Source organism: Pedobacter sp. 10L46_2 (genome assembly GCF_056395165.1).
In genome coordinates, this window is record NZ_JBFTIZ010000083.1 from 1 (window position 1) to 14106 (window position 14106).

The window sequence follows — 14106 nt, forward strand, 5'->3', positions numbered from 1 at the left end:
GACTACATCCTTCATATGATATTATCACACACGGAGCAGTTCCCTCAAAAGAAAATAGCAATTTAAACTAGTGACTTTTCTTTTCTATCCTGCTGTGGATTTTTACGGTTTCTTTTAATGCTGCAGAACCATACCACTGATAATAATCTGCGGTCATTACTTTGCTCATAATAACGGGATCAGTTTCTACTAACTTTTGTGCTTCATCGGTGCTTTCTACGTCGAAAATGAAAATACCGCGATAGTCGTTGTCATTTTTACCAAGCGGCCCGGCAACAACCAGCTTCCCCTCGTTAACCAGTTTGGTTATATTCGCCATGTGTCCTTTAAAAATACTATCTAATGAAGGTTTGGGTAAATCTTTGGCAGAACCCGTTTTTAAAATTACCAGAATGTATTTCTTCATCCCATAATCATCAGCTTTAAGTTCTTTAGCTAATTTTTCATCGTAGTTTTTATTTACTTCCTGAGCTCCTGCTTTATTGGCAACAAGTAACGTACAGATTAGCAGGGCTATTATTGTGAGTTTTCTTTTCATCCTGGATATAGATAAGTACAATTGAGGTAAAAGTACATACTGAATTTAACGATTTTAAATTGAATTAAAGAAAGTATGAAGCGACTTTACAATATCAGAAAGTGCAAATAATAACAAATTAAAGGCAGTATATTTTCCAAACCAACAAGGTAAATTCGTATCAATAACCTTTTGTAAAAACAGATGAAGACACAAATCACACAACAACAAATTGAAGATTACAGAAAGAATGGTTTTTTGCTTATTGAAGATTTTTTAGATAAGGATGAATTAGAAATCTGGCGCGAAGCGGTAACTGAGGCACTGATTCAACGCGATGGCAGAAAACTACCGGGGAAAGATACTAAAACTGGTGAAGAGGATGGGATTAATAAAAATGCCGACTATTTTGGAAAGGTATTCGATCAAATGCTCAACTTATGGCAAACCAATGAAAAAGTAAAACAGTTAATACTCGATGAAAATCTAGGTAAAATGGTTGCTGACTTATCTGGCTGTGATGGAATACGGGTATGGCATGATCAGGCATTGATAAAGCGTCCATGGGCCAACCCTACTTCGTGGCACTTAGACACGCCTTTTTGGTCCTTTTCTGACCGCCGCGCTTTATCCATCTGGATTGCACTTGATGATGCCACTCTAGAAAATGGATGCCTGTATTTCCTTCCAGGTTCATATCATTCAACCTCTTTTGAAAACCCAGGTATAGGCAAGAACATGGATGAAGTATTTAAGTTCTATCCTGAACTCTCTATTTCTGATTCAAAGGCGGTTCCTATGAAAGCTGGTAGCTGTTCTTTTCACAATGGCTTAACGATACATGGTGCTGGTGCTAACATGACAAAGGGCTTTCGACGAGCTATGACCTGTGCTTTTATGCCTGATGGTGCTGCGTTTAATGGAATCCAGAATATCCTATCTGATGAGCAGGTAGCTAAGCTGAAAGTAGGGGACCTGTTAAATGATGACGAACAAAATCCTTTGATCTATACTAAAAATCCTTCATTACCCTAACAGAAATAAACTCGGGGATAATGCATTATCCTCGAGTTTCTAATACAATACGAATGACCACTTACCGGGTTTAACATCAAACAGAAAATAATTTACATCTTCTCCTTTAAATATAACCTCGGGATGTTTTTTAAGACTTTTCTTATTTTTCACAAACAGTTTCCCATTTAATGATATATTGGACAAACCAGATTCCATTTTGGGCAAACCTATTTTAGCCAGGGTATTGGGTTGTATATCAACAAAAAAGGTGAGTTTGTTATCTCTCCTTTTCAGATCCACGGTAATATTTCCTTTTACGGTAGGCGTAACGCAGTAGATCTCATGTAAGTTTCCGGGTTGAGGCAATATACTAATCGTTTTATAGGCAGTCTCTTCCGGAGCAATTCCGGCAACATACTGAATTAAAAGTGTTAATGGGCCACCAGACCAACCATGATTATACGATCCCCCGCCATAGCCTTCGGATCCTATCCCCCAGCCTTCCCACAATGTAGTGAGGTGGCTTTCAACCATATTAGCATATCTCTTTTTCATTCTTCCCAGCCCACCTTTAGCATCATGCATAATAAAGAAAGACTCCATTATATACTTTTCCATATAAGGACTGGCATGGAATTCAGTCTTTAATACATTTTTAATGGCTTCGTATTTCCCACTATCTGCTAAACCTGTTAATACAGCTAATCCATTCCCCCTATCATCAATAACACCTTTATTTGTTGGGCTTTTATAAGCACTGCCGCTCCAAAATTTTCTATTGAAATTTATCTTTATAGATTTCAGTAACTCCTGATAGGCTTTTATATCAGATTGATTTCCTGTTAGCTCTGCCATTTTTACTGCAGTTTCAACGGCCATATAATACCATGCGTTTTCCAGTAATGGGGTATCAATATCTTCTCCCCAATCCATCCAGTCCCATCCTCCCGGACGATGTATTACTAAACCATCGTCCCCTAAACGCCACAATTGCAAATAATTTTTGACTGTAGGATAAACATGCCGAATCAAAGCAGTGTCTCCAGTATAACGATAATAATTCCAAAAACCATATTTCCCCACACTAGCAAGCATTTGAGTTGGAAGTTCGCCATTCCAACTACCCGCAGGAACAGGCGAATATAATACCCCATCAGGTTTTCGCCAGTCAACAAGGTTACGAATTGCTTTATTAATAATTAATTCTCCATTTCTGTCGCAGGCATACAAAATTTCACCCATTAGTATTACCGCGTCTCCCCACCATTGTGCCCTTTCCCTATCCGGATCTTGAATTGCATCTCTCAAATTAACATTTAGTGTATTATATGATTTTTCCCAAAGACGATTATAGAAAGGATCATCAGATTTAAATTTACCTATCTGTTCGGTATCATATCTGGTTTCCCGGTATTTCAAGTCAATAATTTTCACATCCTTAGGAACAGAGTAATGAACCTCATGTCCATTCAAATATCCAAATGTTTCAAACTCCTGTATCCCTGCTTTTGTAATATATTCTGTACGAACGTTATACTCACTACCGCCTTTATAGTTATCTGTTCGAATGTCTATTTTTAAACCAGCCGGAGCATCGATCTTTAAATATGGGGTAATGGATATATTTTTAGGCAATTTGGCAACAATCGGATTGCCATCACTCACCTTTGGCAGATTAGCGTTATTAGTATAATGTAAAAGTCCCGAATCTTTCCAAAAAGGGATGGGTCTTTTCACCAGATTATTCCATGGAGAAACTGGTGGCTTCCCATAGGAAGTAGCATTTACCCAGGAATGATCGTCAAAATCTGGCTGGTTCCAAAGCGGCATATCTTTCTGAGCATCAAAGTAAATATTAAACTCGGGCAAGCGATAATTTGGTAAAGGTGCGCTGGTATTGCCAAAAGCAGGATGCCGCATCACTTTCCAAGTTGAATTTGATATTATTACGTTGTTTCCTATCGTCATATCGTACAAAAGAGCCGATTTACCACTATTTTTATGGTCGTAACCATCTCTTCCCCAATACCAGGTTAATATAGAGATCGTATTTTTTCCCTTGGTAAGATAGGGTGCCAGATTAATTTCATCATAATAGGTGTCACGTGGATTAGGCCCTCTTTTTAATTGACCTTCAAATACGATCATTTTCCCATTCACCCACAGCCAATACTTAGAATCGGTGCTAATTTTGGTAAGCACCTTATTTGGAATTTTATCGATAGAAACCTGCTTTCGGAAAGACGTCCATAAGTTAGTGTCTTTTTCTGCATGAGGAATTCCAATCCATTCTGCTTGCCAGCGCTCTGTCTGAGAGAAACAGGAAATACTTATGAATAAGACAATAATAAAGCAAAAAGATCTTATCAGATAATTCATATTTCTTAATTATTTGTTAAAAAATGCCGTCATCTCTCCTATCGTCGAGATGACGGCGTATCTATCCTGATGCGTTAGCCTAATATCCTGGATTTTGAACCAGGTTACTATTTATCTGCACCTCTCTAGATGGTATTGCATAGATCAATCTATTATTAGTTACATTAAATGAGGCTGGTAACAGCCAACCATAAAGGCTTTTAAGCTGCTTCCCTTTTGCATTTAAAGTTTCTACTGCCTTTCCATTGCGAACAAGATCAGTCCAGCGATGGTTTTCAAAAGCAAGTTCATGTCGCATTTCGCTGGCTACATTATCGTCAGTAGCAGAAGCCAGATTTGGTAATCCTGCTCTTTTTCTTACCTGATTTAAATAAGGCAGAGCTTCGGCATTTTTACCCTGCTTAACAAGACATTCTGCAAGCAGCAACAAAGCACCTGAATAACGGTAAACCGGCCAGTTCTGATCTGTATTCCACTCAACGGTATATGGTGGAAACACATATTTATTTATAAAGTAATAAAATGTTTTTCCGGCAGGCGGTGTGAAATTAACAGGACTAACAACGGAGCTTATTGTAAAAGAATCTCCGGTTTGAGTGCCAATAGCTACACCAATTGAAGCTGGCAGTCTTTTGTCGCCACTTTCATATGAACTCACCATTTCTTGAGTAGGCGCATTCCATCCCCCACTAGTAATACCTCCTCTTTGGTTGGTTCCATGTAATCCAAGAATGGCTTCTGTATTGGTAGTTTTTGGAATAAACCTCCATATAAAATCACTTTGCTGACCATCGTTACCTGCCTTATATTGTACTTCAAAAATTGATTCGCTGTTGTTTTTATTTGTTGGCGAAAACACATCGGTATAATTTGGTAGAAGTGTATAATTCATCTTGGTGATATCTAACAGCTCAGTTTCTGCTTTCGCATAATCGCGTGTTGGCTTAGACATATAAGCATAAGCCAAGAGCATTTTGGCAGCACCTTTACTAACCCTTCCGGTTTGAGGAAAAGCTGTCGCTACCGGAAGTTTTGCTATGGCATCATTCAGATCAGCAATGATCTGAGCATATACTTCATCAACTGTGTTTCTAGGCAGGAATGCACCAGTTTCTGAGACAATCTCCTCCAATTGCAATGGCACGCCCCCATAATGCGTTACAAGATCAAAATAGTAATATGCACGAAGAAATAAGGCCTGCCCTGAAAGATCGTCCATAGATGACTGCGAAAGTCCAATCGTGTTCGCTTTCAGTCTGGTCAGTACTGTATTTGCCTTAGCAATTCCAGAGTAATCATTTCCGTACCTGTTACCTGCATTATTTGGTTCTGCACTTGACAAACTATTGTCAAGGAAGACCGCCATTGCTTCTATACTGGTTTCAGATCCTCTGTCTGATGAATAATAATTAAAGAAGGTATTGTCTGAACGCATTTCATCCATATAAATACCTGTAAAAGCAACTCCTCTAAGGTTGCTATAAGCAGAAACTACAGCCTGCTGAAATTCAGTTTCACTTTTAAAAAAAGTTGGGGCACTAACACTGGTCTTAGGTACAAGATCAAGCTCACTTTTTTTACAGGAAAGAAATCCAATGGAAACTGCCACGATGTATAATATTTTATTTTTCATGATTATTTTTCTAGATTAAAAGCCTACGTTAAGTCCCAGTGTAAAAATCTGAGAGATTGGATAAGAAGTAAAATCACGTCCCTGACTTAAACCGTTAAGTCCGGACATACCTGCTTCAGGATTCATCCCCGGATATTTAGTAAAAATTAAAGGGTTTTGAGTACTGAAATATACCCTGGCGTTTTTGATATACTCATTGGGTTTAAAAGGCAGCTTATAGCCCAGCGTTATATTCTTTACAGCCAAATAAGTAGCACTAAAGACCTGTCTGGACGTAAAATTGCGGAAGTCGGCAGTGGTGCCGGTTCTTGTTCTTGGATAAATTCCATCTCCCGGCTCTTCAATTGAGCGCCATCTTTTAGCTACTCCTTTTCTTACATTAAAGACACCATCCAGATTTTCGGTTGATTGAAAAGCATCATCTGCTATCTCATTTCCTACAGAACCTGCAATAACAATACTTAGATCTAGGTTTTTATAACTAAACCTATTCGTTAATCCATAAGTAAAATCAGGGTTTGGGTTACCGATGTAAGTTCTGTCATTTTCATCTATAATACCATCAGGAACGCCGTCTGGCCCACTAATGTCTTTAAATCTTGCTGTACCCACCATAGAAGTTGCACCATGGGGCTGGGTATCAAATTCTTCCTGGGTCATATATACACCAGTATTGATATATCCGTAAAACATTCCTATTGGATTACCTACAGCTGTTCTGTTATCATCCCAATAAAGACTATATCCTCCAATAGGTGCATTGTTTGTGCCTAATTTGATTACCTTATTTCTATCAAAGGAAATGTTAAAACCTGTAGTCCATTTTAATTCACCATCGAGGTTTCTCGATTCCAAACTCAGCTCATGCCCCCAGAAATCAAAACGGCCTATATTTGATGTAATACTGTTAAACCCAGATTGAACAGGGATATCTACATTATAAAGCAGTCCATCCGTTTTTTTCCAATAGTAATCATAGGTTAATCTCAACCTGTCATTAAAGAGTCCAAGGTCAACACCAGCGTCGAAACTAGATGTAGTTTCCCAAGTAAGAAAGGAATTGCCGATCCCGTCAAGAGATTTACCTGGTGTTACCTGGTTTCCAAACACATAATTATCAGAATTTACAGAAGCCAGGTAGGTATAATCTCCAATATTGTTATTTCCCACTTTACCATAACTTGCCCTAAATTTTAACAGGCTTATTTTATCCTGTTCTTTCATAAACTTCTCATCAGAAGCTACCCATCCTATTGAAACCGATGGAAAATTACCATACTTATTATCCGTTCCAAATCTTGACGAACCGTCTCTTCTAAACGCCAGTGAAATCAAATATTTATTGTCGTAATTATAGTTTAAGCGGCCTATGTACGATAATAATGAGGATTCTGTTGTACCTGCAGTTCCTATTCTGGTAGTTGCTGCATTTATCCATTGAACATTATCATCCGGAAATTCTGAAGCTTGAATATTGCTGTTTTCCGATCTGAATTTTTGAAAGGTATAACCCACAAAGGCATCCAGATTATGTTTTTCATTAAAGGTTTTCTGATAAGTAAGGGTATTCTCGGCCAGTAAATTTAAGAATCTATTAGTACCGTAACTTCCCGTAGGAGGTTGAGGGGGAGCACCTCCCAAACCACCCTGAGCTGTTGATGGCGTAAACGATCTGTTAATCGCACTCTCGGTGTTCCCATTCAAACTAATTTTATATTCTAATCCGGGAATAATCTTATACGATGCAAATGCATTAGCTAAAACCGTTGTTTGCTCCGAAGGATTAACTCTTTGAGTTAAAACCAGGTAAAAATTAGGATTAGCGAACATTCCAGGCTGCGAAAAACTAATCGGATAACTACCATCCGGATTTTTATAGTTTAACGTTGGATCCATTAAAAATGCCTGCTGAATAATGGCCCGTCCATTATCAAGCCCGGGAGTTACCTGATTGCGTCGGTAAGTACCTGACAGATTAAATCCAATAGTTAGTTTATCTGTCGCACTATAAATGTTATTAGTTCTGCCACTTATTCGATTTGCAAAAGTATTTAAGATCACCCCTTCCTGCTTATTGTAGTTAAGATTAATGGTCGATTTCAAATCTGTTCCACCTGACGCTAACGATAAGTTATAATCTTGGGTAATTGCATCCCTCAATAAAACGTCATACCAATTGGTACCTGAATTTGCCCCGTATTGTTGTGGATTCTGATACACGCTCGGAACACCACCGGTATAGCCTTCATATCGGGCAGCATCTTCATAATATTCTTTCTTAAATTGAGCGAACTCAGGTGCATTCATCAAATCAGGTTTCCCTCTGTCAGATACCCTTACCAATCCTGCGTAAGAGCTGAGTTCGATACTTTTTTGTCCACCTTTGGCTTGTTTTGTTGTGACAAGAATTACCCCATTTGAAGCTCTTGAACCATATAAAGAAGAGGCAGAAGCGTCCTTTAATACTGTAATACTTGCTATTTCATCCGGACTGATCGTTTCGAGTCCGCTGGTAGATGGAAATCCGTCAATTACAATTAGTGGGTTGTTTCCTGCGTTGATCGAAGCAGCTCCTCTGATTCTAAATGACATATTTGCACCCGGAGCTCCAGAGTTGTTTGCGATTTGCACGCCTGCAAATTTCCCTTGTAATTTCTGACCGATATTAGCTACAGGCATGTCTTTAACCTCACTCGTGTTTAGCTGGCTTACAGCCCCTGTAACTTCTCTTTTATTTTGTGTTCCATAACTTACAACTACCACTTCATTTAATTTTTCACTGGCAGATTCCATCTGAACATTAATAACAGATCTGTCATTTGCCGGAATTTCCTTGGTTTGATATCCCACAGATGAGAAAACCAACACAGCGGAGGGTGCAGCTGTTAACTGATAATTTCCTTCGTTATTAGTTGTTGTTTTCTGATTTGTACCTTTCACAGCAACTGTAACTCCAGTTAATGGTTTTCCATCCTGAAGGTCTACCACCTTACCTGAAATAACTCCTTGCTGCTGGACATGATATCCATATAAATTTTCTTTTGTGAATGTCTTTGATTGTGCTGGTAAATAAAATATCAAAGACATAACCAGGCATGATCCGCCCCTTCTGATAAAAAAAAGCAATCTTTTCCTTTTCATAACTTGTTTAGATTTGGTTTATATTTAGGTTATAATAGAATTGAGGTAAAGAGTTGTAAGGTCTTACTCACTCTATTGACTAAAACAAACCTAAGCATTGGCCAATTATTTCCGTTTTACCAAATGGCACTTATATTTGTACTTTTTGACATAATGAATTAGCTTTCCCTAGTTTTAAATCATATATATGATTAATCTTTTAAACTTTTTGGAAAATCACAAGAACTGAAAAGCTAAATTTTACTTGAAATGGATGTTACTATCGGCTTTTAAATACTCTTCAGAAATTTTTGTTTGAAGGATATTACCCACGTATACGGCTCGTTGATAGTTTTTACTGCTTATGCTAGTGATTTTTTGCAAAAGCTTGTTGCGCAACTTTCTAAATATCGGGAAAAGAGAATACATTTTAATTTTAGAAATCTGAAGTCTATTGCATGTTTCTTCATCAATTAGAAAGCGAACATAACAAGTATGAAGATACTTAATGAAATTCTTTTGATAAGCTTTCTTAAAAATATTGGACGCAATAGATTCATTTTCCAAAGCATTGGCCAGCATTACGGAATCTTCATCGGCAGAAACTTGTGTATCCGTCCATAAATAGAACATTTCTGTAGCTTCCTTTTTATTATTTGGCAGATGGTTTTCCGGGATCCCTAATAAATGGCCAACATATTTCCAAAGATGAAAAACACCAAGCTCTTCATTTTCCGAAATCTGCATACCCAATTTATGAAGCCCATGAAGATAGAAAAGGCTAAATCCTATATTAGTGGCAATCATATCGCCTAAATTAATTGGTTCACCCCATTTTTCTTTATCCCAATCTGTGTGTTTTTCTTTAATCATTAATCTTGAAAAAGAATGTATCATCCTGGTTCTGACAATATACTGATAGCCAAGTCCATTAATTTCTAAAGCTTTATCACGTGTAACATGTACCCAAAAATCCAATGTATCGGTTATTCTTTTAGCAGGCCCCTTTTTTAGCGCACCTGTATAAATAAGGGCCTTGTTTAAGTAAGCATAATCATAACCACTCATAAGGCTATAATCTCTCAAAGAAATGAGTGCGTTAGTTCCACTGCGCATACATAAATTGCAGCCCATTTTTATCAAGTCATCGTTTACCCAGGCAGGTTTCTCCTGCATAGTTAAAAACATTTTTTTCAAGTGATCAGTTAAGTTATCATCTTCAAGAACCTTATTTTTAGATAATTGCCTTACGTATAAATAGGCTTCGCCAAAACTTCTTCCATCAAATATTTCTTTTGCTGCTTCATCGCCCAAAACATCATATTTAGTGGCCAGCTTCACAAACTTATTTGGGATATTAAGATTGAGTTTGGCTCCCGACCATTCAGTTAACTGCCTTCCGCTACCCTTCTCCCAAAACCTTTTTAAGCATAAATCCATATAAATATGATTGTTTGATTTAACCAAGATACTGCAAAACTGCATACAATATTTCTCATCACTTGATTTAATTTCAGTTGATAAAACAATTTCTTTTGATCATTGTTTTCCTTCCAGGTATGGTGCGCTATCTTTCTTTATATAAGACGAATAGACACATCAACCAAACTTAAAACCAAAATATAAAACCGTATGAAAAATCTGACAATGAAAACAACCGCGCTCTTGGTTGCCCTGGTTATCATGGGAACCACGTTTACAAGCTGCAAAAGTGGCCCAAAAGATGATGCTGTAAAAGCCGCAGTGGAAACTGCACTGCTCTCAAACCCACACATTGCCGAAGCCGCTGTAACTGTTGAAAAAGGCGTAGCAACAATATCGGGCCAAGTTCCTGATGATGCAACTAAAGCAGACGTCGATAAAACTGTTGCAGGAGTTGCCGGAGTTAAATCTGTTGTAAACAATCTGACTGTGGTCCCCGAAACTCCGAGCGTACCTGTAGCCGCTACTGATGTGCTTACCAATGCCGTTAAGGATGCTACTAAAGATTTCCCCACAGTAACTGCAACGGTAAATGATGGCGTAGTCACATTAAAGGGTGAAATCCAAAAAGCAAATCTCCAGAAATTGATGATGGCTTTAAATGCGTTGAAACCTAAAAAAGTAGACAATTCACAACTGGTTATTAAATAGTTAAAGGAGATATATAAAATGGCTTTACAAGAAAAATATAAAGAATTGATAGATACTGCTACTGCACAGGGGGTTAACAACCTAAATGTACGTGAGCAGGAAGGTGTGCTATATATTGATGGCGATGCCAGTGGTTCAATAAAGCAACAACTGTGGGATACTTATGAACGTCTCGATCCCAATTACTCTTCTGGCGATTTAGTGATGAATATCAATAGCATAGCTGGCGTTACAGAAGGTTCAAAACTAAAAGTAACAACCAACAGCTCTAACTTAAATATTCGTAGCGGTCCTAGTACCGATGCTGATATTGTAGGCAAGGCTGCCAGGCATGAGGTGGTTACACTGGTTAGCAAAGCAAATGACCAATGGTGGGAGATTAAAACTGATAATGGGGCTGCAGGATATTCCTATACGCAATACCTGACACCGCTTTAATCACACCAAAGAAGGGGTGTCTAAAAAGATAAAGTCGTCATCTCTTTTTAGACACCCCCATTTAATTTGAACATTAACGATAAATATCCCGCATCCTAAAATTAAACTGAGTCATGATCTGACGTGTAAGTTCTCTGTACAATTCATTATAGTCAGGTCTGTTGTTAAAATTACCCCTAACTATATCCCAATCTTTTGCACTTAAAGCCCTTGAATCGCCAGTATATTTACCAGTAAGGCTTTCCCAGGTATATTGTGCAGGAATTCTGTCTGATGCGATCAACTTTCGGGATACAGCATCTGTGATCCTGTAGTCCATTATGGCTCGTGAATTTATGATTCTTCTCACAGCACTTATAGTTGCTGTAACGGTAATAGTGCTGGCACTTCCCGACATTTTATCACTCTTAGCAGGAATCTTTTTAGACACTCTATATGAATAATTATTGGTAGCCAGGTTGCTGAACCAGATGTCATACATCGATAGTTCTAAATTCTGATCAATTCTTCTATTTTGCCCGTCATTTCCGGTATAAAATTCATAATAATTAGAGTTACCAATTGAGTTTAAGTTCCATAGAATATCTCTTTCAAAGAAGCTCCCATCTATTGAATAATATCCAAAGCGCTGATCAAATTTAGTAACCAACACATTTGTAATAGCTGCTTCATGAGCCTCTTGTTTCTTTTCTATCACATCTTTAAAACCGGGAACATATTCATCAGCTAGCTTTAAGTTATTATAAGCGTTACGGGTGCTTACCCTATCTTGCCTATCCAACAGCGCAATTCCTCTATTATAATGTGCTTCAGCAGCACTCAACGCTGCCTGATTTAATTCGCTCTCATAATTTCTGGGACTGAAAGTGCTTATCTTTACGCCTGCATTCTTAAAACCATCGTACATTTTTTGCAGAGAGAAATAACCGTTATAGATGTTTGCAAACTGTTCTGATTTTCTACCCTTTCCTCCTTTCGCTGCCAAAATATCCTGTTCATATCTGGTCGAAGCTTCTTTGTATGCATCGGGAAGAATTTTTAAAGCATCAGAATTGGATGGATTCTTTTTAAGATCACTAATTGCAGCATAAAAGGCCTTATCATATTCTCCCTTCTCGTATAGTTTTTGGGTTGATACACAAGCAAAAAGGAACATCGAGAGCAGACATAATTTAAATAGCTTTTTCATAGGAATAATATTTAATTCAATTTACGGCAATTCTTCAGTAAATAAAAAAAGCCATCTGATAATTATCAGATGGCTTTTTTTATTTCTAATTAACCTTTTAAGCTTTAACCAAAAAATGTGCTGGCATTTCTGCAGCATTTAACATAAAATTATGAAGCTCATAGTTTTTAATGAAAGGGGTTAACTGTTCTGAACCGGGGCCAAACATTGTTAGCTCCACGTAATCTCCTGTATGGTTCATTCCTGCCCATTGCACATCGGTATACTTGCCCATAATCTTTCCATACTCATAAAATGGAAGATTCGACTCATTATATAACTGGCCCGGAACGATATCTTTAAAATGAGCTACTAAAGATTTTACGTCTTCCAGTTTCATCTCCAATCCCTGACTCTCCCTAATTATCTCTGTAATCTTTTGTTCACCAAATGATTGGTTTAATTGAGTAAGCAGCCAAGTATTACTATGTTTAAAATGTTGCAGACTGTCAAATTTCTTGTCGGCTTCATCAGCATAAAAAAGCCCAGGATTAGAATTACCATGATCTGTTGTTATGATTACCAAAGTTTCTCCATCCTTTTCAGCAAACTCTATTACTTTCCCAACTGCTTCATCAAAAGCCAATTGATCAAATATTAAACCTGCCACATCATTTGAATGTGCAGCCCAGTCTACCTTTCCAGCTTCAACCTGTAATGCAAAACCATTCTTATGGTCCTTCATTAGTTCTATGGCTTTCATCGTCATCTCAGCTATTGAAGGCACAGTCTTTATCAATTCAGGGTCATTTTTTCGATCTACTTCATAAGGTAAACCATCTTCAGCAAACAATCCCAAAACCGGCTTTAATTTATCAAGAGCAAGCATTTCAGCACGGTTTTCTGCAACTTTAAAACCTTGGGTAAGGTATTTAGGTATAATGCTGCCATCTTTTCTTTCTGAATCAAAGTATTTGCTTCCACCACCCATCATCACATCAAATTTTAGTTCTAGATACATTTCTGCAATTAAAGCTTGTCCATCTCGGTTATCTATATTTACACAGAAGCCAGCCGGTGTGGCGTGGGTAATTGGAACTGTAGTTACACAGCCAACTTTCTTTCCACTCTCTTTAAATTTTTGAAGTATTGGCTGAGGTTTCTCTCCTCTCATCCCAACATTTAATGAGCCATTCCTTACCCTCATTCCACCACCCCAGGATGAACTGGCAGCTGCTGAATCGGTAACCATTGAACTTGCTGAAGCCGTATCCATTAAAGCTCTTACAGCTTTGTTATTTCTATATAAGTCAAGCCATTTACTTCCTATGCCAAACGTACGGTTAGCATATAGATCGGCCATATTTAATGTTCCTGTACTCATGCCATCACTTACCATCATAATGATATTTTTCGCCTTTTTTACTCCTCCGATCGGTTTGGCAATAACATCATGCAAACCAACAAAAGGCATACTTATACCAGCAAGTATTCCGCCTTTTAATAGTGATCTTCTATTCATATACTTAAAAATATTTTCAATCAGCAAAGATCTATATGTACCATTAGAAATCCGGTCAGATAGAATTATGAAATTGTTAAGCTATTAAGAAGGTTTTTCTTTCAGAAATGTATATAAACACAAAAACCCTGCAGCGTTTAGCTACAGGGTTTTGCTTAAGATTTGGCACCGACCTACTC

Annotated in this window: 10 protein-coding genes; 3 read left to right on the forward strand and 7 right to left on the reverse strand. The window is 37.8% G+C overall.

Annotated elements, in window-relative coordinates; all coding sequences use genetic code 11:
* Positions 1–67 precede the first annotated feature (67 nt).
* The gene (locus AC1DDX_RS11420; RefSeq protein WP_172659171.1) at positions 68–538 is read right to left on the reverse strand and encodes a YciI family protein; all 471 of its coding nucleotides are present in this window, start codon (positions 536–538) and stop codon (positions 68–70) included.
* Positions 539–721: 183 nt separating this feature from the next.
* On the opposite strand from AC1DDX_RS11420, the gene AC1DDX_RS11425 reads away from it, so the two are divergent.
* Positions 722–1552: a phytanoyl-CoA dioxygenase family protein gene (locus AC1DDX_RS11425; RefSeq protein WP_172659172.1), complete on the forward strand. Its 831-nt coding sequence runs from the start codon at positions 722–724 to the stop codon at positions 1550–1552.
* A 39-nt stretch (positions 1553–1591) separates the two neighbouring features.
* On the opposite strand, the gene AC1DDX_RS11430 is transcribed toward AC1DDX_RS11425, so the two are convergent.
* The 4 genes from AC1DDX_RS11430 to AC1DDX_RS11445 all read right to left on the reverse strand — a co-directional run bounded on the left by AC1DDX_RS11430 (position 1592) and on the right by AC1DDX_RS11445 (position 10106).
* The gene (locus AC1DDX_RS11430) at positions 1592–3913 is read right to left on the reverse strand and encodes an alpha-L-rhamnosidase-related protein (RefSeq protein ID WP_477622056.1); all 2322 of its coding nucleotides are present in this window, start codon (positions 3911–3913) and stop codon (positions 1592–1594) included.
* Between the two features lie 79 nt (positions 3914–3992).
* Complete coding sequence (locus tag AC1DDX_RS11435; RefSeq protein ID WP_172659174.1) at positions 3993–5546, reverse strand: RagB/SusD family nutrient uptake outer membrane protein; 1554 nt, start codon at positions 5544–5546, stop codon at positions 3993–3995.
* A gap of 15 nt (positions 5547–5561) precedes the next feature.
* Entirely contained in the window at positions 5562–8687 is a 3126-nt protein-coding gene (locus AC1DDX_RS11440; protein ID WP_216854299.1) for a SusC/RagA family TonB-linked outer membrane protein, read from the reverse strand.
* 240 nt (positions 8688–8927) lie between these two features.
* Entirely contained in the window at positions 8928–10106 is a 1179-nt protein-coding gene (locus AC1DDX_RS11445) for an oxygenase MpaB family protein (protein WP_288884373.1), read from the reverse strand.
* Positions 10107–10298: 192 nt separating this feature from the next.
* Here AC1DDX_RS11445 and AC1DDX_RS11450 point away from each other — a divergent pair, with 192 nt between their 5' ends.
* The gene (locus tag AC1DDX_RS11450) at positions 10299–10799 is read left to right on the forward strand and encodes a BON domain-containing protein (RefSeq protein ID WP_216854300.1); all 501 of its coding nucleotides are present in this window, start codon (positions 10299–10301) and stop codon (positions 10797–10799) included.
* An 18-nt stretch (positions 10800–10817) separates the two neighbouring features.
* A complete protein-coding gene (locus tag AC1DDX_RS11455) occupies positions 10818–11237 on the forward strand; it encodes an SH3 domain-containing protein (RefSeq protein ID WP_172659176.1) in 420 nt (139 codons plus the stop codon).
* Positions 11238–11310: 73 nt separating this feature from the next.
* Here the strand turns inward: AC1DDX_RS11455 and AC1DDX_RS11460 are convergent, their stop codons facing one another.
* On the reverse strand, positions 11311–12426 hold the full coding sequence (locus tag AC1DDX_RS11460) for a hypothetical protein (protein WP_288884370.1): 1116 nt from the start codon (positions 12424–12426) through the stop codon (positions 11311–11313).
* 97 nt (positions 12427–12523) lie between these two features.
* Positions 12524–13927, reverse strand: a complete 1404-nt coding sequence (locus AC1DDX_RS11465; RefSeq protein WP_172659178.1) for an alkaline phosphatase — start codon at positions 13925–13927, stop codon at positions 12524–12526.
* Between the last annotated feature and the right edge of the window lie 179 nt (positions 13928–14106).

Excerpts from the sequence above, each read along its gene's own strand:
- AC1DDX_RS11420 (WP_172659171.1), bottom strand. The coding sequence starts at position 538 with ATGAAAAGAAAACTCACAATAATAGCCCTGCTAATCTGTACGTTACTT.
- AC1DDX_RS11425 (WP_172659172.1), top strand. The coding sequence starts at position 722 with ATGAAGACACAAATCACACAACAACAAATTGAAGATTACAGAAAGAAT.
- AC1DDX_RS11430 (WP_477622056.1), bottom strand. The coding sequence starts at position 3,913 with ATGAATTATCTGATAAGATCTTTTTGCTTTATTATTGTCTTATTCATA.
- AC1DDX_RS11435 (WP_172659174.1), bottom strand. The coding sequence starts at position 5,546 with ATGAAAAATAAAATATTATACATCGTGGCAGTTTCCATTGGATTTCTT.
- AC1DDX_RS11440 (WP_216854299.1), bottom strand. The coding sequence starts at position 8,687 with ATGAAAAGGAAAAGATTGCTTTTTTTTATCAGAAGGGGCGGATCATGC.
- AC1DDX_RS11445 (WP_288884373.1), bottom strand. The coding sequence starts at position 10,106 with ATGGATTTATGCTTAAAAAGGTTTTGGGAGAAGGGTAGCGGAAGGCAG.
- AC1DDX_RS11450 (WP_216854300.1), top strand. The coding sequence starts at position 10,299 with ATGAAAAATCTGACAATGAAAACAACCGCGCTCTTGGTTGCCCTGGTT.
- AC1DDX_RS11455 (WP_172659176.1), top strand. The coding sequence starts at position 10,818 with ATGGCTTTACAAGAAAAATATAAAGAATTGATAGATACTGCTACTGCA.
- AC1DDX_RS11460 (WP_288884370.1), bottom strand. The coding sequence starts at position 12,426 with ATGAAAAAGCTATTTAAATTATGTCTGCTCTCGATGTTCCTTTTTGCT.
- AC1DDX_RS11465 (WP_172659178.1), bottom strand. The coding sequence starts at position 13,927 with ATGAATAGAAGATCACTATTAAAAGGCGGAATACTTGCTGGTATAAGT.